Source organism: Demequina zhanjiangensis (genome assembly GCF_030418315.1).
Classification (GTDB): Bacteria; Actinomycetota; Actinomycetes; order Actinomycetales; family Demequinaceae; genus Demequina; species Demequina zhanjiangensis.
This window is the reverse complement of the sequence record NZ_JAUHPV010000001.1, coordinates 193,963-211,887: the sequence shown is the minus strand read 5'-3', so window position 1 is coordinate 211,887 and position 17,925 is coordinate 193,963. Positions and strand designations below refer to the sequence as shown.

Below are 17,925 nucleotides of genomic sequence, written 5' to 3'. Positions count from 1 at the left end.
ATCCTCGAGGACGCCCATGGCTGCCACCCACCCACTCCATTCCGACAACGCCGCGACCCAGCTGATCGCTGACGGCGTCTCCTTCTCCTACCCGGACCGCCGCGTCCTCACCGACGTGTCGCTCACCATCTCGGGCGGCGAACGCGTCGGCCTGATCGGCGAGAACGGCTCGGGAAAGTCGACGCTGCTGCGGCTCGCCGCCGGCGCCCTGACTCCCGACACCGGCGCGGTGCGCGCGATCGCGCCCGGAGGACGGGCGCCGACACTCGGCCTGCTGCACCAGGAGCCGCCGTTCACGGCTGCAGAGACCGTCGCGGAGGCCCTCGAGCGGGCGGTCTCCCCCGCGCGCCGCGCTGCGGAGAGCGTCGACCACTGGGGCGAGGCGATCGCGCAACAGCCCGAGGATGCGAAGGCGGCAGAGTCGTTCGCGGCCGCGCTCGAGGAGGCGGAGCGCCTCGACGCATGGACCATCGAGGCGCGCATCGGCACGATGCTCGACGGCTTGGGACTGATCGACATCCCTGGCGAGCGGCCCACGGGACGACTCTCGGGCGGCCAGCGCGCGCGCCTCTCCCTGGCGTGGCTCCTGCTCGCGCAGCCAGATGTGCTGCTGCTCGACGAGCCGACCAACCACCTGGACGACGCGGCGACGAGCCATCTGGTGGCGGTGCTGCGGGCGTGGCGGGGTCCCGTCGTCCTGGCGAGCCACGATCGTGCGTTCCTCGACGAGGTGGCGACGACGCTCGTCGACCTGGACCCGGCGCCCGTCCCCCACCGCCTGGCGAGCGCGGTCGAGGACGGCGGTCCTGGCTCGGGCGTGGGCGCGACCCGCTACGGAGGCAGCTTCACGCAGTACCTCGCCGACCGTGAGGCGACGCGGCAGCGCTGGGAGCGCCAGTACCGCGACGAGCAGGCGGAGCTGAGGCGGCTGCGGGCGGGCGTGCGAGACAGCCACCAGGTGGGGCACGCGGACTGGAAGCCCCGCACGGAGGGGCGGGCGGCGCAGAAGTTCTACGCGGATCGCAATGCGACCGTGGTCGCGCGCCGGGTCAACGACGCACGTTCGCGACTCGAGGACCTGGAGGAGCGGCAGATCAGGAAGCCGCCCACGCCGCTCGCCTTCGGCGGGCTCGACGCCGGGAAAGTGGGGCGCTCACCCGCCTCCACGGTCGGCCACGCGGCAGTCGCGGCCGACGTGACGGTGGCCCGCCGCCTCGCCCCCCTCTCGCTCGCGGTGGCGCCCGGCGAGCACCTGCTGATCACCGGCGCCAACGGGTCCGGCAAGTCGACGCTCCTGGCGGTGCTCGCGGGCAGGCTTCCCGCGACCGGAGGATCGTGGAGCATCGGGCCCGGCCTGAGCATCGGCCTGCTCGCTCAGTACCCCAGGATCGACGACCCGGCGCACCGGGGCCCTGGACTCACCGCGCGGCAGGCGTACGAGGACGCGACCGGGCCGAACCGTCCGGCGCTGTCATCGTTCGGGCTGCTCCACGGCAGGGACGAGAACAGGCCCGCCCTGAGCCTGAGCGTCGGGCAGCAGCGTCGACTGGCACTGGCGATCGTGCTCGCAGATCCACCCGACGTGCTGCTGCTCGACGAGCCGACGAATCACCTGTCGCTCGCGCTCGTGACCGCGCTCGAGGAGGCGATCCCGGCGTACGCGGGCACGGTGATCGTCGCGTCGCACGACCGCTGGCTGCGGGAGCGGTGGTCGGGTGAGCGGCTCCACCTGGAGTGACCGCGCGCAACCTGAGGTCTCGCGTCACGGGAGCGCCGCCGTCGTCGAAATCCGTCGAAACCGCGTCACGCGCCCGATTTGCGCCCCTGATCCTAGGACCTTGGCCGCGCGATGTGAACGTTAACCGTGCCATCCTGAAGTCACCGTCAAGACGGAGGACAGCAATGATGCAGAACCCTTGGTCGTACCGCGCGACCGACGCCGCAAGCCCCGAGGAGGTCGAGGGGATCGACCGTTGGTGGCGTGCCACCAACTACCTCTCGGTCGGTCAGATCTACCTGCTCGACAACCCCCTGCTCCGTGAGCCGCTCACCCGCGATCACGTGAAGCCCCGCCTGGTCGGCCACTGGGGCACGACTCCGGGCCTGAACTTCATCTACGCGCACCTGAACCGCATGATCAAGGCGCGTCAGCAGCCCACGATGTACATCATCGGACCCGGCCACGGCGGCCCGGGCCTGGTGGCGTCCAGCTTCCTGGACGGCACCTACACGGACACGTACCCGGACATCTCGAACGACGAGGCGGGCCTCAAGCGCCTGTTCAAGCAGTTCTCGTTCCCGGGCGGCATCCCGTCGCACGTGGCGCCGGAGACCCCCGGATCGATCCATGAGGGCGGCGAGCTCGGCTACGCGCTGAGCCACGCCTACGGTGCGGCGTTCGACAACCCCGACCTGCTTGTCGCTGCCGTCGTGGGCGACGGCGAGGCCGAGACGGGCCCGCTGGCCACCTCGTGGCATTCGAACAAGTTCATCAACCCCGCCACCGACGGCGTCGTGCTGCCGATCCTGCACCTCAACGGCTACAAGATCGCGAATCCGACCGTCCTGGCCCGCATCTCCGAGCAGGAGCTGATCGACCTCATGAAGGGGTACGGCCACAAGCCGCACATCTTCGAGGCCGGCATGGATGACGAGTCGCACGAGTCCATCCACCGTCGCTTCGCGGCCATGCTCGACGAGGTCATGGACGAGATCGCCGCGATCAAGGCCGAGGCCAAGGTGAACCCGAACATGGAGCGCCCGATGTGGCCCATGATCGTGATGCGCACCCCCAAGGGCTGGACCTGCCCGCCCAAGATCGACGGCAAGATCACCGAGGGCTCGTGGCGCGCCCACCAGGTGCCGCTGAGCTCGGCGCGCGACACCGACGAGCACCTCCACACGCTCGAGGACTGGCTGCAGTCCTACGGGCCGGACGAGCTGTTCGACGAGGACGGCGCACCGCTGCCCGCGACGACCGCCATGGCACCCGAGGGCGACCTGCGCATGTCGGCACGCCCCGAGGCCAACGGCGGCCTGCTCATGCAGGACCTCAAGCTGCCCGACTTCCGTGACTACGCGGTGGACGTGCCGGTGCCCGGCTACGGGCCGCACGAGGCGACCAAGGTGCTCGGCGGTTACCTCAAGGGCGTCATGGCGAACAACACGGACAACTTCCGCATCTTCGCCCCGGACGAGCTCGCCTCCAACCGCATCCAGGCGGTGCTGGACGTCACGAACAAGGTGTGGAACGCCCGGTCCGAGTTCGACGACGAGCACATGGCCCACGAGGGCCGCGTCGTCGAGATGCTGTCGGAGCACCAGTGCCAGGGTTGGCTCGAGGGCTACCTGCTCACCGGTCGCCACGGCCTGCTGACCTCGTACGAGGCGTTCATCCACATCATCGACTCGATGTTCAACCAGCACGCCAAGTGGCTGAAGGTGTCGCAGGAGCTGCCGTGGCGTCGGCCCATCCCGTCGCTCAACTACCTGCTGTCGAGCCACGTGTGGCGTCAGGACCACAACGGCTTCTCGCACCAGGACCCGGGCTTCATCGACCACGTGGTCAACAAGAAGGCCGAGGTGGTCCGGGTCTACCTGCCGGCCGACTCGAACACGCTGCTCAGCACGTACGACCACTGCCTCCGCTCGCGCGACTACGTGAACGTGGTCATCGCGGGCAAGCAGCCTCAGGCGTCGTGGCTCACGATGGACCAGGCAGTCGACCACTGCACCCGCGGTGCCGGCATCTGGGAGTTCGCATCCAACGTGCCTGCCGGCGAGGAGCCCGACGTGGTGATCGCCGGCATCGGCGACGTGCCCACCATGGAGGCGCTCGCGGCGGTCGACATCATCCGCGAGGAGCTGCCCGACCTCAAGGTGCGCTTCGTCAACGTCGTGGACCTCATGCGTCTGCAGCCGGAGAAGGAGCACCCGCACGGCATGTCGGACCGTGAGTTCGACCAGCTCTTCACCACGGACAAGCCGATCATCATGGCGTACCACGGCTACCCGTGGCTGATCCACCGCCTCACGTACCGCCGCACCGGCCACAACAACCTGCACGTGCGCGGCTACAAGGAGGAGGGCACCACGACCACGCCGTTCGACATGGCGATGCTGAACGACATCGACCGGTACCACCTGGTCATGGACGTGATCGACCACGTGCCGAGCCTCGGCACCAAGGCGGCCTCGCTTCGTCAGAGGCTCTTCGACCAGCGGCTCGCCGCCCGTCGCTATGCCCGGGAGTTCGGAGAGGATATTCCCGAGGTGGCGAACTGGGTCTGGCCCGACGCGCGCGGCAGCGTGGATGCCGACGTGTCGGCCACGGCGGCCACTGGCGGAGACAACGAGTAGGGAGCTCCTTCTCCCCTGCTCACGAGGGCCCGCATCCCGCGAGGGGTGCGGGCCCTCGTCTTGTCGTGCATGCTGACGTGATGACGCAGGACGGCGCGAGGGGACGGCGGGGGCCGTTGCGCGTCGTCGTCGCGCTGGACTCCTTCAAGGGATCCGTCTCGAGCGCGGAGGCGTGCGCGGCGGCGCGCGAAGGCGTGCTCGCGGTCTCCCCCGAGGCGGACGTCGCCGTGGTCCCCGTGGCCGACGGCGGCGAGGGCACGCTGGCCGCGCTCGAGCCGTACGGCTCGCGGGGCAGCACACCGTCGATCGATCTGCTGGGTCGATCGACGCTTGCGCCCTATGTGGTGCTCGGCGACACGGTGGCGGTCGAGTCGGCGCACACGGTGGGCCTGCCCCTGCTGGGCGAGCCGACGCCTGAGCGCGCGAGGACGGCGCACAGCTTCGGCCTTGGACTGCACCTGCGGGGCGCGGCACGCCTGACGGAGTCCCACCGTGCGCTCGTCGGGCTAGGGGGCACGGGCGTCACCGACGGCGGCGTGGGCATGCTGCTCGCGCTCGGCGCGCACGTCTGGACTGAGTCCGGGGAGCCGCTCTGGCCTGACGGTCGTCCCCACGGCACGAATCCCCTGCTCCTGCACCCCACCCGCGTGACGCTTCCACAGCTCGAGTGCACGCCTGTGGGCCTGGCCGACGTCGCCTCGCCCCTGCTGGGCCCGCGTGGGGCCGCACGGATGTTCGGCCCGCAGAAGGGCGCCGACGCTGCGCTCGTCGACGAGCTGGAGTCCGCCATGGAGGTCTGGGCCCAGGCGTTGTCCGACGCGGGGGCCGAGGTAGCGGGGACGCCGGGGGCCGGGGCCGCGGGCGGCCTGGGAGCGGCGGTGCTCGCCATCGGCGGCTCGCTCGCACCTGGGCTCGAGACCTTGCTGCGGGAGACGGATTCCGAGCAACGCTTCGCATCCGCCGACCTCGTGCTCACGGGCGAGGGTGCGCTCGACTCGCAGACATCCGAGGGCAAGGTGCCCGCCGCAGTGGCCAAGGTCGCCCATCGCCTCGCCTCGGGCGCCGGGACGCGCACCTCCGTCGTGGCGATCGCGGGGCGAGTCGATGCCGACGCCGATGCGCTCGCCCTCATGGGTCTGCACGACGCCCTTCCGCTGCACGACCCGCCGCTCCCCCTGCCGGACGCGCTCGACCGCGACGTGACCCTCGCGGCGATCTCCCGCGCGGCGGCGAGGGCGGTCTCCGCGCACCTCGCCGCCGGCTGATCCACCGCGCCTGACGCCAGCGAGCGGACGCCCACCGACCCGGGCAAGGCCTACGAACAGTGCGGCGCGTCATCCCTGGGAACGCACCAAATTGCCACTGAGTGCTCACATCACCGGTCACCTGTCGATGAGTGATCTGAGGGGGTTGCTTGTCCGGGGGGACGAACGAACCGAAGCACCGCGAACGCAGACGACGACAAGGAACCCGGAACGATGGCACTCCCTTCCCTTCGCACGAGCCTGAGAATGCAGCTGGTGGCGCTCGGAGGCGTCGCCGTGCTCGGCGCCTCGGCAGCGCTCACGGCTGTGGGCACCCTGCAGGCGCACTCTCTCGCTGACACCGCCACTGAGGACGTCGACCAGCTCAACGCCGAGGCGATGCAGCAGTCTGCGCTCTCCGCCCTGTCGCTCGTCGACACACAGGTCGCGAGCGTGACCACGCGCATGGAGTCGGAGCTCCGCGTCGCGCACAACGTCGTGGATGAGCATGGCGCGATCGAGTTCGGCGCCGACCGGACGTGGGATGCGACCAACCAGACCACGGGTGACGTCACCACGCTCGGGCTGCCTCGCATGCTGATCGGCGGTGAGGACCTTGGCCAGGTCGCCTCGCTCGACGCGACGGTGCCCGTGGTGGACGACATCACCGACATGCTCGGCGCCGCAGCCACCGTCTTCCAGCGCATGAACGACGAAGGCGACATGCTGCGCATCGCCACCACGGTGCCGGGCGCGGACGGCGACCGCGCGATCGGCACCTTCATCGGCGCGACGAACACCGATGGCAACCCGAACGCCGTCGTCTCCGCGCTCCTCGCGGGCGAGTCCTTCTATGGCACCGCGACCGTCGTCGGCGAGGTCTATGTGACGGCCTACGGCCCGCTCATCGAGGACGGCGAGGTGGTGGGCGCCGTGTTCGTCGGCCTTCCCCAGCACGAGGTCGCTGAGCCGATGCTGAACGCCCTGTCCTTCGTGAGCGTCGGCGAGAACGGATACATGACCGTCCTGGACGCCAACGGGAACTGGGTCGTGCCGCCGCCCGGGCTCGAGGCCGGGACGGCAGCCGACGAGAGCTTCGCGGCGAGCCTGCTCGAGTCGAGCGCCGGCCTGGTCGACTACGAGACGGCGAACGTCCACGTGGACCTGCCGAACGACGGCGCCTCAGTCGAGGTCGCACGGTACGCGCCGTGGGGCTGGACCATCGCGGCGTGGGGCATGGACTCCGACCTGCAGGTCGTCCCGACGCACCTGGACGCGGGCATCACGAGCCTCACCTGGTCGCTCCTGGGCCTCGGACTCCTGGTCGCCGCCGTCGCGGTCGGCTTCATCGTCTTCGCGTCGGGCCGGATCGTCGGGCGCGTCTCGCGCCTCACCGCCGCGCTGCACAAGGTTGCGAACCACGACCTCTCCGCGGACGTCAAGGGCGAGGGCAAGGACGAGATCGGCCAGATGGGCGATGCGCTCGGCGCCACGATCCTGGCGATGCGCTCCGCGGTGGACAGCATCCGCACGGGCGCCGAGTCGGTGAACGCCACCGCCGAGCAGCTCAACGGCTCGAGCCATGGCCTGCAGGGCGTGGCATCGCAGACTGCGACCCACGCGGGCAGCACGGCACAGACCGCGACCACCATGAGCACCGAGGTGCAGTCGGTGACCGCGGCGATGACCGAGATGCGGAGCACCATCGAGTCGGTGGCGCGCGACGTGCAGTCGGCGACGGGCGAGACCCGCCTCGCTGTCGACACGACGTCGGAGGCCGCAGACCTGACGCAGCGCCTCGGCGACTCGTCGTCGAGGATCGCGGAGGTGCTCAAGGCGATCACCGCGATCGCGGCGCAGACCAACCTGCTCGCGCTCAACGCGACCATCGAGGCGGCACGTGCCGGCGAGGCCGGCAAGGGCTTCGCGGTCGTCGCATCTGAGGTGAAGGATCTGGCGCAGCAGACGGCGAACGCGATCGAGACCATCCGTCCCGTGCTCGAGGAGGTGGCCGCGGACTCGACCGAGGTGCAGGCCGCGGTCGAGCGCGTCGCGGGATCCATCTCGCGGGTCGACGAGCACCAGTCGTCGATCTCGGCGGCGATCGAGCAGCAGAGCGCGACGACCACGGAGATCGAGCGGAACCTCGTGGTGGCGGCCGACGGCGCCTCAGAGATCTCCACGGCGGCGCACCAGCTGTCCGACTCGGCTCAGGACGCTCAGCGCAGCGCCTCCGAGGTGGGCACCGCGGTCGAGGGGCTCACCACGATCGCCACGGAGCTGGCAGAGGGCGTGGACATGTTCACGCTGCGCTGACCGCACAGACGCGAAGGACCCCGGGCCGCTGAGGGCTCGGGGTCCTTCGTCGTCTCGGGTGGGCGCGGGCTCGCCGCTCAGACTCCTGCGGGCATGCGGTCGGCGACCGCCTGGAGGGACGCGGTGGTCGCGTCGTCCAGGTGCGGGACCACGACCGCGCGTCCGAGCAACGTGCCCTTCTCGAGGTGCTCGTAGGCGGCGAGCGCGTCGTCGAGCGGGAACCGGGTGACGTCCACCTCGATGTGGCCCTCACGGTAGAGCGCGGCGAGCTCGTGGAGCTCCTCGATCGTGCCCCAGTAGGTGTTGGTGAGCTCTGCCTCGTACGGGTTCGAGTAGAAGTCCCAGGACACGGGGCCGCCGGCGATCCCGACGACGGTGATGCGGCCCTGCTTGGCCACGACCTGCTGGGCGAGCTGGATGGTCGGGGTGAGGCCCACGAAGTCGAACACTGCGTCGACGCCCTTGCCGTCGGTGAGCTCGCGGATGGCGTCGGCCTGGCCTTCGCCGCCGTCCACGGTGACGGCGCCTCGCTTGGCGGCGAGCTCCATGGCCTCGGGCTTCATGTCGGTGGCGATGACGGTGGCCGCGGTGGTGGCCTTGAGGATCTGCACGGCGATCTGGCCGAGGCCGCCGAGCCCGATGACGAGCGCGGTCTTGCCGCCTCCCTGAAGCTTGTGGAGCGCGAGCTTGATCGCGTGGTACGGCGTGAGGCCGGCGTCGGCGAGCGGTGCGGCGGCGACGGGGTCGGCGTCGCCGAGCGGCACGAGGTTGCGCGCGGGGACGGTCATGTACTCGGCCATGCCCCCGTCCTTGCCGAGTCCGGACGCGAGGAACGGGGTCTTCGCGGCGTTCTCGCAATAGGTGTCCTGTCCGCGGGAGCAGGCGGCGCAGTGTCCGCAGCCGATGGGCCCGTAGACGAGGTAGGCGTCGCCCTTCGTCAGGCCGAGGACGCCTTCGCCGACCTCTTCGATCCAGCCGGCGGTCTCGTGCCCGAGCGTGTACTCGGGGGCGAGCTGGGCGCCCGCGGTGCTCTCGTCGAACTGCTCGTAGACGGCCACGTCCGAGTGGCATGCGCCTGCTCCTGCGACCTTGAGGAGAACCTCGCCGGGTGCGGGCTTGGGCTTGGGGACCTCCTGGAGCGACGGCTTCGTCTTCCACTCGGTGAAACGCACTGCCTTCATGGGCGGCGCTCCTTTCTGCGGCGCCCACGGGGATGTACGGGGACGACGGACCGGGCGCCTTTGCTGGTCACGTGTCACATACAGCATGACACCCCCTGGGGCATAAAGATTCCGCTGTCGCGAAGATTCCGCGGCCTCGCGGATGAAACCCCTGGTTGACGGGCTGATCGCAGCGCGAGAAATGTTGACGCATCACCAGTGAGACGTCCACAACAGCCCCGAAACATGTGCGGCGTAGGGTCGCTCGCATGGATGTAGCGATCATCGGAGCCACGGGCGACGTGGGCCGCGCCGTGTGCAGCGCCCTCATCGAACGGGGCGAGCTCGGGCCGAGCTCCCGCCTCCAGCTCGTGGGCCGCGCAGGCGGCGCGTCGGAGGCAGCGGTCCACGGCCTCCGCGTCGACCTGATCGACGCGCACGACGAGAAGGCCCCGCACATCGACGTCGCCACAGCGCCCGACGACGTGGTCGCGGACGTCGTGATCGTCACCGCCGGCCGCACCGTCCCCACGAACACGACCGAGCCGATCGACCGGAACAAGCTCGCCGCGGACAACCGCGTGCTGTTCGAGCAGTACGCAGACGCTCTCGCCGAGCATGGCAGCGGTCACGAGGTCGTCATCGTCGTCTCCAACCCCGTGGAGCTCGCCGTCGACGTGTTCGCCCGCAGACTGGGCCGGCACCGCGTGATCGGCATGGGCGCCTGGCTCGACACGCTCCGCTTCCGCCGCGAGATCGCCGCGACGCTCGGGATCCGCAGGCAGCGGGTCAGCGGCTTCGTCGCGGGCCAGCACGGCGACAGGATGGTCCCCCTGTGGTCGACGGTCCGACTGCGAGGGCTCGACGTCGCCGAGCGGCTCGAGATCGTGGAACGCCTCCGCGGTGATCGCACCCTCGCATCCTTCGCGAGCGAGGTCACCGCAGCCAAGTCGACGGTCACGACCCAGGCCGACGTCGCCACCGGCTTCGCGCTCGTCGACCGCTATCCTCCGGATCTGCAAGCCGTGATCCGCCCGTACCTCACGCACACGAGCGGCGCCAAGACCGCCAACGGCACCGCGAGCGCCACGGTGGACCTGGTGCGCACCGTCCTCGACGGACGCGACATCGTGATCGCCGGACAGGTCCTCCTGGATGGTGAGATCACTCTTGGCGGCCAACCCTGGCACGGCGTGCTCGGCGTCCCCGTCGCCGTCGGCCCCGAAGGCTGGACGCAGGTCATGCTCGACGAACCTGCGCACGACGAGTCCCGCCTGCTGTGGGAGGTCGGTCAGGCCATCAACGAGGCGATCCACTCGTGGGGAGGCGGCCGATGAGCGCTCTCACCCGCCGCTGGTTCGCGTTCGTCACCGTCGAGGACCGCTCGGGAGCCTCCGCCGCGCTCACCGGCGTCTTCTCCGAGCGCGGCGTGAGCTTCGGATCGATCTCCACCCTCGACGTGCACGACGGCATCGGCACCCTGTCCGTCGAGTTCGCGGCCTCCGAGCGGCTCGCGCACGTGCTCGTGCGCACCCTTGAGCGCCTCGCGGTCGTCCGCGAGGTGGCGCTCGTGCCCGCGGATGATCCGGGGGTGCGCGCGGTCGCCGTGATCCACTGCCCGCCACCCGAGGTCGACACCCCCGGGGTCGCCGCCTGGACAGAGGGCGAGGGCTGCGAGGCGACGACCGTGCTCAGCGGGCCGTTGACGGCGGTCGAGACTGCGGTCGCGCGGTTGCGTCTCGCGGGCTCCACCCCTGTCGCCGTCACCGTCCTGCCACCGCGCTAGCCGCGGCGGCTCACACGATCACAGGCCCGCGACGTAGTCGCGGAGCAGCCCCAGGCTCGCGTAGACCGCGGCCGCGCCGCGCTCCTGCATCTCCGCCCGATACTCCGGGATCGAGACCTCGAGCTCGCGCAGCTCGACCATGTTGCCGATGATCCACCGCTCGAACGTCTTGGGATCGACCTCGGGATGGAACTGCACCGCGAGCGAGCTGCCGTACGAGAACGCATGGACGGGGACCTCATCCGTGGAGGCGAGGAGCACTGCGCCCTCGGGCAGCTCGGCCTCGTCGCCGTGCCACACCAGCATCGGGGTGCCAGCGACACGACGGAGCGGCCCCGCGAGGCCCACCGGGGTGGGACGGACCTGCTTCCATCCGAACTCGAACGTCCCCCTGCCGACCCTCGCGCCGAGCGCCGCTGCCATCAGCTGCAGGCCCAGGCATACGCCGAGGGTCGGCAGGTCGGAGTCGAGCCGCTCGCGGATCAGCGCGATCTCCTGTGGAACGTTCGGATACTCGGACGCGTCGTCGACACCGATCGGGCCGCCGAGCACGATTCCCAGGTCGGCATCCCGGAACGGTGCCAGGTCGTCGACTCCAGCGTCGAGATACGTCACCTCGTAGCCGAGCCGCGGGAGCTCGTCCTCCCAGCAGCCGAGGTCTTCGAAGGCCACGTGACGGATCACTGCGCAGGAGCGTCGTTCCACCGCGTCACCTCCGCCGGAGCGCATCGGCGATCCGCATGCGTCCACCGGTGTTGAGCACCGCACCCGCATAGATCCGCCCCGCGAGCCACACGAACAGTGGGATGGCGATCAGGCACAGCACTATCGCCGACGCCACCTCAAGCGGGGAGATCGCGTCGAAGGCGAGTCGCATCGGCACAAGGAAAGGCGCGAAGAACGGCACCTGAGTGAGCCCGGCCGTCACCGGCCCATCCGGGCTGTTGGGCACCAGGTAGATCGCGAGGTACAGCGGGACCATCATGAGGAGCATCATCGGCGTCGTCACCGAACCGAGGTCCTCCTGCCGCGACACGAGCGCCGCGAGCCCGCCGAACAGGACCGTGAAGAGAGCGAAGCCGAGCACGAACCACACGGAGAAGTTCAGCAGCAGCGCCCCGACGCTGATCCCGATGCTTCCAAGGAGGTCCAGGTAGACGGCGGCGAAGACGAGCGGGAGCATCAGCGACGCCGCCTGCATCAGGGCGTAGAGACCGACGCCGAGCACCTTCCCGCCGAGCAGGGTCGACGGCCGCACCGTCGCGAGAAGGATCTCGACGACCCGCGACGACTTCTCCTCCACGACGCCCATCATGATCACCGAGGCGCTCTGCACCAGCACGAAGAACAGCACCAGGATCACGACGAAGCCGGCGAAGAACTCTCCGCTGTCGAAGCCGTCCGCGTCCCCGAGCACGATCACGGCGGCCGTCGAGCCCGCGAGCGCCTGCGACACCTGGGCGGGGTCGCCCCCGAGCGCTTCGACCTGAGCATCGAGCGCCGCGGCCTGGACGGCGGCCTGCACCAGACCGACGACCGCGTCATCGGCGCTGTCGACGAACAGCTCGGGTTGAGTCACGGCCCCGGTGAGGACGGCCGCGACGCCTTCGTCGAGGGCATCCGTCGCAGGGTCGACGACCTCGATGACCTCCACGTCCGTGCCTTGGGCCGCGGCGACCGCCTGAAGGTAGGGCGCGAGGGCGGCGGTGGGGCCCGACGCGACCTGGATGGTCTCCGCGTCGCCGTCCGACTCCAGGAAGGGCTTCGCGATCAGCGCGCCCACGACGATGAGGACGATCATCACCGACGACGTGACGAGGCTCGCCTTCGACAGCGCGCGGGTGCGGAACTCGCGACGGGCGATCAGCCAGATCATGCCGCCTCGCCTTCGGGCTCTGCGACGACGTCACGGAAGAGCTCAGTGAGGGTCGGCCGGTTCGGCACGAACGAGGTCACGCGACCCGACTGCACGGCCGACGCGAGCACTGCGGGAGCGGCCGCCGCGTCGGCCGCCTCGACGCTCCACATCCGCTCGGACACGCGCGCCGCGGTGACCCCAGGCACGCCCGGCGTCCATGCGGCAGGAAGATCGGCTTCAAGCGTCCAGCGTGGTCGTTCGAGCGCCGTCAGCTCATCGATGCCTCCCGAGGCGACGAGCCGCCCGGAACGGACGATGCCCACGCGGTCGCACAGCTGCTCGACGAGCTCCAGCTGATGGGACGAGAAGATCACCGGCACTCCCCTGGCCGCCTCACCGCGAAGCACCTCGCTCATCACCCCGACCGCGACAGGGTCAAGACCTGAGAAGGGCTCGTCGAGCACGAGTATCTCGGGCCCGTGGACGAGCGCGGACGCGAGCTGCACCCGCTGCTGGTTGCCCAAGGAGAGTTTCTCGACGGCGTCGTCGCGGCGGTCGGCGACGCCGAGCACCTCGGTCCAATGCGCCATCGCACGCTCGGCATCAGCCCTGCCCATGCCGTGCAGCCGCGCCAGGTAGACGAGCTGCTCGCCGACCTTCATGCGGGGATAGAGGCCGCGCTCCTCGGGCATGTAGCCGATTCGGCTGCGGCGCGCGAGATCGATCGGGGAGCCGTCCCAGGTCACGGTGCCTGAGTCCGCCCGCAGCACGCCGAGGGCGATCCGCATGGCCGTCGTCTTGCCCGCGCCGTTGGCGCCGACGAAGCCGAACAGCTCCCCCGCCTCCACGGTGAAGGAGATGTCGTCGAGCGCACGGACGTCCCCGTAGGTCTTCACAAGGTGGTCGATGACCAGTGCGGGCACAGATCCGCTTCCTTCTGCGTGTCGGGGCCGAGCGCGCACGCCTCCGTGCGCACGTGGTTCAGCCGGCCTGGTAGGGGCTCACGACCACGTCGACCCTCTGGAACTCCTTGAGGTCCGAGTAGCCGGTCGTGGCCATCGAGCGCCTCAGCGCGCCCATGATGTTGGTGGTGCCATCGGCGCGCGTGCCCGGACCGAAGAGGACCTCGGCGAGCGTGCCGGTGGTGCCGACCCGCACGCGCTCTCCGCGCGGCAGGGCCGAGTGGTAGGACTCGGGACCCCAGTGGTATCCGCCGCCGGGCGCCTCGGCCGCGCGCGCGAGCGCGGAGCCGAGCATGATCGCGTCGGCGCCGCAGGCGATGGCCTTGGCCATGTCTCCCGAGCGGCCGAGCCCGCCGTCGGCGATGACGTGCACGTAGCGGCCACCGGACTCGTCCAGGTAGTCGCGGCGCGCGGCCGCCACGTCGGCGACCGCGGTCGCCATGGGCGCGTGGATGCCGAGCGTGGTGCGGGTCGTCTGCGCCGCGCCGCCACCGAAGCCGACGAGCACGCCCGCGGCGCCGGTGCGCATGAGGTGCAGGGCGGCCTGATAGGTCGAGGCTCCGCCGACGATCACGGGGACGTCGAGGTCATAGATGAACTTCTTGAGGTTGAGCGGCTCCGCCTCGACCGACACGTGCTCGGCGGACACGGTGGTGCCGCGGATGACGAACAGATCCACGCCGGCCTTGAGGACGGTCTCGTAGTGCTCCTGGGTGCGCTGCGGGCTGAGCGCGCCCGCGACGGTCACGCCGGCGGCGCGGATCTCCTGGAGGCGCTGGACGATCAGCTCGTCCTTGATGGGCTCCTGGTAGATCTCCTGCATGCGCAGCGTCGCCTCGTCCATGGACAGCGTCGCGATCTCGGACAGCAGCGCCTCGGGGTCGTCGTACCGCGTCCACAGGCCCTCGAGGTCGAGGACGCCGAGCCCGCCGTGCTGGCCGAGCGCGATCGCGGTGGCCGGGGACATGACGGAGTCCATGGGCGCACCGATGACTGGGATCTCGAACCTGAAGGCGTCGATCTGCCACGCGAGGCTCACCTGCCGCGGGTCACGCGTCCGTCGGGACGGGACCACCGCCACGTCGTCGAAGCTGTATGCGCGGCGGCCGCGCTTGCCGCGCCCGATCTCCATCTCGTTGCTCACCGTCACAGCCTAGCGGTGGTGGCGGGCGCACGGCCCGGGCCATGCGGGCCAGTGGAGAGGACGGCGGACGGCTCGGCTTCCACACCCGGCACGTGCGGGCGCTCGGATGTCGCCCAGGCGTGAAAGGGTGGGCGCATGACTTGGCTCGACGAGACGATGGTGGGATTCGACACGGAGACGACGGGGGTGTCGACCGCGAAGGACAGGATCGTCACCGCCGCGATCATCACCAGGCGCGCGGGCGAGGAGCCGTCCACCCGCACGTGGCTTGTCGATCCGGGGATCGAGATCCCGGCGGCGGCGACGCGCGTGCACGGGATCACCACGGAGCAGGCGCGCGCCGAGGGCATGGACCCGAAGGTGGCGCTGGACCAGATCGCGGAGGCGCTCGCCGCTCCCCTGTCCTCAGGCACCCCGGTGGTCGGGTTCAACGCGCAGTACGACCTGAGCATCCTCGAGGCCGAGCTGGCCCGGTACGGACTGCCGTCGCTCGAGTCGCGCCTTGAGCGGGGCATCCGCCCGATCATCGACCCGCTCGTGATCGACCGCTTCCTGGACCGGTACCGCAAGGGCGGCCGGAAGCTCATCGACATGTGCCGGATCTACGCGGTGCCGGTGGTCGCCGACGACCTTCACGCCGCCGATGCGGATGTGCTCGCCACCTTGGACCTGCTGCCCGCGATGGCACAGATGCATCCCTCGCTGGGCACCGTGGAGCTCGATGACCTTCACGACCAGCAGATCGAGGCGCACCGTCTCTGGGCGACCCGCTTCGCGGCGTTCCTCAAGTCGAAGGGCGAGACCGACGACCTGCCGAGCCCGCTGTGGCCCGTGTCGCTGCCCGAGCCGCAGGAGGAGCCGGAGCCTGCCTCGGACATGCTGTTCTGACGGGCACCCGATGCCGCCTGCGACCCGCCGCACGAGCATGGTCTGACGCACCTCCGATCCGGGCGTAACCTGGCGTCACGGTTACCTGGAGGTTGCAATGGCGCACCCCGAGTCCGCGGTGATTCCGCAGGCTGTCGGCCCCTTGGCCGACGCGTTGGCCCAGCTGCAGAAGGCGGCTGCCACGCTGGAGATCTCGGATGGTCTCCACACCCTTCTCGCCGCTCCCCGACGGGAGATGGCGGTCAGCATCCCGCTTCGCAGGGACGACGGCTCGCTCGCCCTCTACTCGGGCTTCAGGGTGCAGCACAACTTCACGCGAGGCCCGGCGAAGGGCGGGCTCCGCTTCGCTCCGTCAGTGGACCTCGACGAGGTGCGGGCGCTCGCGATGTGGATGACGTGGAAGTGCGCGCTCGTGGACGTGCCGTACGGGGGCGCGAAGGGCGGCGTCGCGATCGACCCGCGGGAGCACAGCCAGGCAGAGCTGGAGCGCGTGACCCGTCGCTACACGTCGGAGATCCTGCCGATCATCGGCCCCGAGGTGGACATCCCCGCGCCCGACGTCGGCACGGACGAACGGACCATGGCGTGGATCATGGACACCTACTCGGTGGCCCGCGGCTACACCGTCACCGGCATCGTCACGGGCAAGCCGCTGAGCCTCGGAGGCTCGCAGGGCCGCGCGATGGCGACCTCCCGCGGAGTCGCGCACATCGCGCTCATGGCGATGGCCAGCCGAGGCATCGACCCGAACCATGCGACGGCGTCGGTCCAGGGCTTCGGAAAGGTGGGCCATGGCGCCGCACGCTTCCTGGCCGAGGCGGGCGTGAAGGTGCGTGCCGTGAGCGACGTCGACGGCGCCGTCTACAGCCATGAGGGTCTCGACATCGCGCGCCTGGCGGAGCACGTGGAGCGCGTGGGGACCGTGGTCGGTTTCGACGGGGCCGAGCCGATCGACCCGGCGTCCATCCTCACGCTCGACGTGGACGTCGTCGTCCCGGCCGCCGTGGAAGGCGTGCTCACGGAGGAGAACGCACCGAGGGTGCAGGCGAGGATCGTCGTCGAGGGCGCGAACGGACCGACGACCGAGGCTGCGGACGCGATCCTCAAGGAGCGCGACGTGCTCGTGGTGCCGGACATCCTCGCCAACGCGGGAGGCGTGGTCGTCTCCTACTTCGAGTGGGTGCAGGCGAACATGGCCTACCAGTGGAGCGAGCGCGAGGTGAACGACCGCCTCGAGGAGCGCATGGCGAAGGCCTGGCACGACGTGGTGGCCCACTCGGGCGCGCACGGCATGACCTACCGGGAGGCGGCGACGGTCCTCGCGGTCGAGCGGGTCGTGGAGGCGCACAGGCTGCGCGGCCTCTACCCGTGAGCCGGGTCAGCCCAGGAGGAACCGCACCAGCATCGCGACGGACACGACGACGATCAGCACGCGCAGCACCATCGGGTTGACGCGCAGCAGCAGGTGCGAACCGAGCCACGCTCCTGCGAGCTGCCCGAGGGCCATGAGCCCGCCGAGCAGCCACACCACCTTGCCTGCGGCGACGAACACGATCAGAGCGGCCACGTTGGTGGCGAAGTTGAGAGTCTTGGCGAGCGCGGTCGACCGGCGCAGATCGAAGCCTCGCAGCGCGACGCCGCCAAGCGCGAAGAGCGAGCCGGTCCCGGGACCGAACGCGCCGTCGTACGCGCCGATGGCGGGCACCACGGACGATACGTAGGCCTTGCGGGTCATGCGGGCGCGCGGCGGCGGCATGTGGGCGTCACGGACCAGCAGGAAGTAGGCGGCGATCGCCGCGAGCACGATCGGGATGACGATCTCGAGCGCCTCGGGGTCCACGAACAGGATCACGATCGAGCCGGCCGCGGATCCCGCGAACGCCACGAGCATCGGCCCTCGCACATCACGCCACGCGACCCCGTGCTTGCGGAGCACCTGCACCGTCGCGGTGAGCGTGCCGAACGATCCCTGCAGCTTGTTCGTGCCGAGCGCCTGGACCGGCGGCACCCCTGCGAGCAGGAGGGCCGGCACGGTGATGAGCCCGCCTCCACCCGCGAGGGTGTCCAGCAGTCCCGCCGCGAACGCGGCCACCGCCAGCGCGAGCAGCACCTTCGCGCTGAACTGCGAACCGCCGTCAGAGGTCGTCGATGCCTCCGCAGCGGTGCCCGCCGCCGCGGCCTGCAGTGCGCCGACGGCCGCGAGGGCGG

The 17,925-nt window shown here is 70.5% G+C and carries 14 protein-coding genes; 8 read left to right on the top strand and 6 right to left on the bottom strand.

The genetic code is table 11. The features are described from left to right. Positions 1-16 precede the first annotated feature (16 nt). The 4 genes from QQX04_RS01035 (at position 17) to QQX04_RS01020 (ending at position 7,919) form a co-directional block, all read left to right on the top strand. Positions 17-1,738: an ABC-F family ATP-binding cassette domain-containing protein gene (locus tag QQX04_RS01035; RefSeq protein WP_301125329.1), complete on the top strand. Its 1,722-nt coding sequence runs from the start codon at positions 17-19 to the stop codon at positions 1,736-1,738. 167 nt (positions 1,739-1,905) lie between these two features. Beyond that, positions 1,906-4,359: a phosphoketolase family protein gene (locus QQX04_RS01030; RefSeq protein WP_301126006.1), complete on the top strand. Its 2,454-nt coding sequence runs from the start codon at positions 1,906-1,908 to the stop codon at positions 4,357-4,359. A gap of 80 nt (positions 4,360-4,439) precedes the next feature. Then, positions 4,440-5,624, top strand: coding sequence for a glycerate kinase (locus QQX04_RS01025; protein WP_301125327.1), 1,185 nt, complete (start codon positions 4,440-4,442; stop codon positions 5,622-5,624). Positions 5,625-5,837: 213 nt separating this feature from the next. After that, positions 5,838-7,919, top strand: coding sequence for a methyl-accepting chemotaxis protein (locus QQX04_RS01020; protein ID WP_301125325.1), 2,082 nt, complete (start codon positions 5,838-5,840; stop codon positions 7,917-7,919). A 77-nt stretch (positions 7,920-7,996) separates the two neighbouring features. On the opposite strand, the gene QQX04_RS01015 is transcribed toward QQX04_RS01020, so the two are convergent. Then, positions 7,997-9,100: an NAD(P)-dependent alcohol dehydrogenase gene (locus QQX04_RS01015; RefSeq protein ID WP_301125323.1), complete on the bottom strand. Its 1,104-nt coding sequence runs from the start codon at positions 9,098-9,100 to the stop codon at positions 7,997-7,999. A gap of 248 nt (positions 9,101-9,348) precedes the next feature. Here QQX04_RS01015 and QQX04_RS01010 point away from each other — a divergent pair, with 248 nt between their 5' ends. After that, entirely contained in the window at positions 9,349-10,416 is a 1,068-nt protein-coding gene (locus tag QQX04_RS01010; protein ID WP_301125321.1) for a lactate/malate family dehydrogenase, read from the top strand. Further along, the gene (locus QQX04_RS01005) at positions 10,413-10,865 is read left to right on the top strand and encodes an ACT domain-containing protein (RefSeq protein WP_301125319.1); all 453 of its coding nucleotides are present in this window, start codon (positions 10,413-10,415) and stop codon (positions 10,863-10,865) included. Before QQX04_RS01010 ends, QQX04_RS01005 begins: the two co-directional genes overlap by 4 nt. 18 nt (positions 10,866-10,883) lie before the next feature. On the opposite strand, the gene QQX04_RS01000 is transcribed toward QQX04_RS01005, so the two are convergent. The 4 genes from QQX04_RS01000 to QQX04_RS00985 are packed head-to-tail and all read right to left on the bottom strand — an operon-like array spanning position 10,884 to position 14,829. Then, positions 10,884-11,570, bottom strand: a complete 687-nt coding sequence (locus QQX04_RS01000; protein ID WP_301125317.1) for a glutamine amidotransferase-related protein — start codon at positions 11,568-11,570, stop codon at positions 10,884-10,886. 4 nt (positions 11,571-11,574) lie between these two features. Then, complete coding sequence (locus QQX04_RS00995) at positions 11,575-12,741, bottom strand: ABC transporter permease (RefSeq protein ID WP_301125315.1); 1,167 nt, start codon at positions 12,739-12,741, stop codon at positions 11,575-11,577. Beyond that, positions 12,738-13,646, bottom strand: a complete 909-nt coding sequence (locus QQX04_RS00990; protein ID WP_301125313.1) for an ABC transporter ATP-binding protein — start codon at positions 13,644-13,646, stop codon at positions 12,738-12,740. Before QQX04_RS00990 ends, QQX04_RS00995 begins: the two co-directional genes overlap by 4 nt. A 58-nt stretch (positions 13,647-13,704) precedes the next feature. Then, a complete protein-coding gene (locus QQX04_RS00985) occupies positions 13,705-14,829 on the bottom strand; it encodes a GuaB3 family IMP dehydrogenase-related protein (RefSeq protein WP_301125311.1) in 1,125 nt (374 codons plus the stop codon). Positions 14,830-14,964: 135 nt separating this feature from the next. Between QQX04_RS00985 and QQX04_RS00980 the strand changes: the two genes are divergently transcribed. Further along, positions 14,965-15,717, top strand: coding sequence for an exonuclease domain-containing protein (locus QQX04_RS00980; RefSeq protein WP_301125309.1), 753 nt, complete (start codon positions 14,965-14,967; stop codon positions 15,715-15,717). Between the two features lie 97 nt (positions 15,718-15,814). Next, positions 15,815-17,089 (top strand): Glu/Leu/Phe/Val family dehydrogenase, encoded by a 1,275-nt coding sequence (locus QQX04_RS00975; RefSeq protein ID WP_301125307.1) that lies wholly within the window; start codon positions 15,815-15,817, stop codon positions 17,087-17,089. Positions 17,090-17,095: 6 nt separating this feature from the next. On the opposite strand, the gene QQX04_RS00970 is transcribed toward QQX04_RS00975, so the two are convergent. Continuing rightward, a complete protein-coding gene (locus QQX04_RS00970) occupies positions 17,096-17,827 on the bottom strand; it encodes a TSUP family transporter (protein ID WP_301125305.1) in 732 nt (243 codons plus the stop codon). Positions 17,828-17,925: the final 98 nt, after the last annotated feature.

Coding starts and splice junctions, on each gene's coding strand:
- QQX04_RS00995 (WP_301125315.1), bottom strand. CDS start 12,741: ATGATCTGGCTGATCGCCCGTCGCGAGTTCCGCACCCGCGCGCTGTCG.
- QQX04_RS00975 (WP_301125307.1), top strand. CDS start 15,815: ATGGCGCACCCCGAGTCCGCGGTGATTCCGCAGGCTGTCGGCCCCTTG.
- QQX04_RS01015 (WP_301125323.1), bottom strand. CDS start 9,100: ATGAAGGCAGTGCGTTTCACCGAGTGGAAGACGAAGCCGTCGCTCCAG.
- QQX04_RS01035 (WP_301125329.1), top strand. CDS start 17: ATGGCTGCCACCCACCCACTCCATTCCGACAACGCCGCGACCCAGCTG.
- QQX04_RS01030 (WP_301126006.1), top strand. CDS start 1,906: ATGCAGAACCCTTGGTCGTACCGCGCGACCGACGCCGCAAGCCCCGAG.
- QQX04_RS01025 (WP_301125327.1), top strand. CDS start 4,440: ATGACGCAGGACGGCGCGAGGGGACGGCGGGGGCCGTTGCGCGTCGTC.
- QQX04_RS01010 (WP_301125321.1), top strand. CDS start 9,349: ATGGATGTAGCGATCATCGGAGCCACGGGCGACGTGGGCCGCGCCGTG.
- QQX04_RS00980 (WP_301125309.1), top strand. CDS start 14,965: ATGACTTGGCTCGACGAGACGATGGTGGGATTCGACACGGAGACGACG.
- QQX04_RS01005 (WP_301125319.1), top strand. CDS start 10,413: ATGAGCGCTCTCACCCGCCGCTGGTTCGCGTTCGTCACCGTCGAGGAC.
- QQX04_RS01020 (WP_301125325.1), top strand. CDS start 5,838: ATGGCACTCCCTTCCCTTCGCACGAGCCTGAGAATGCAGCTGGTGGCG.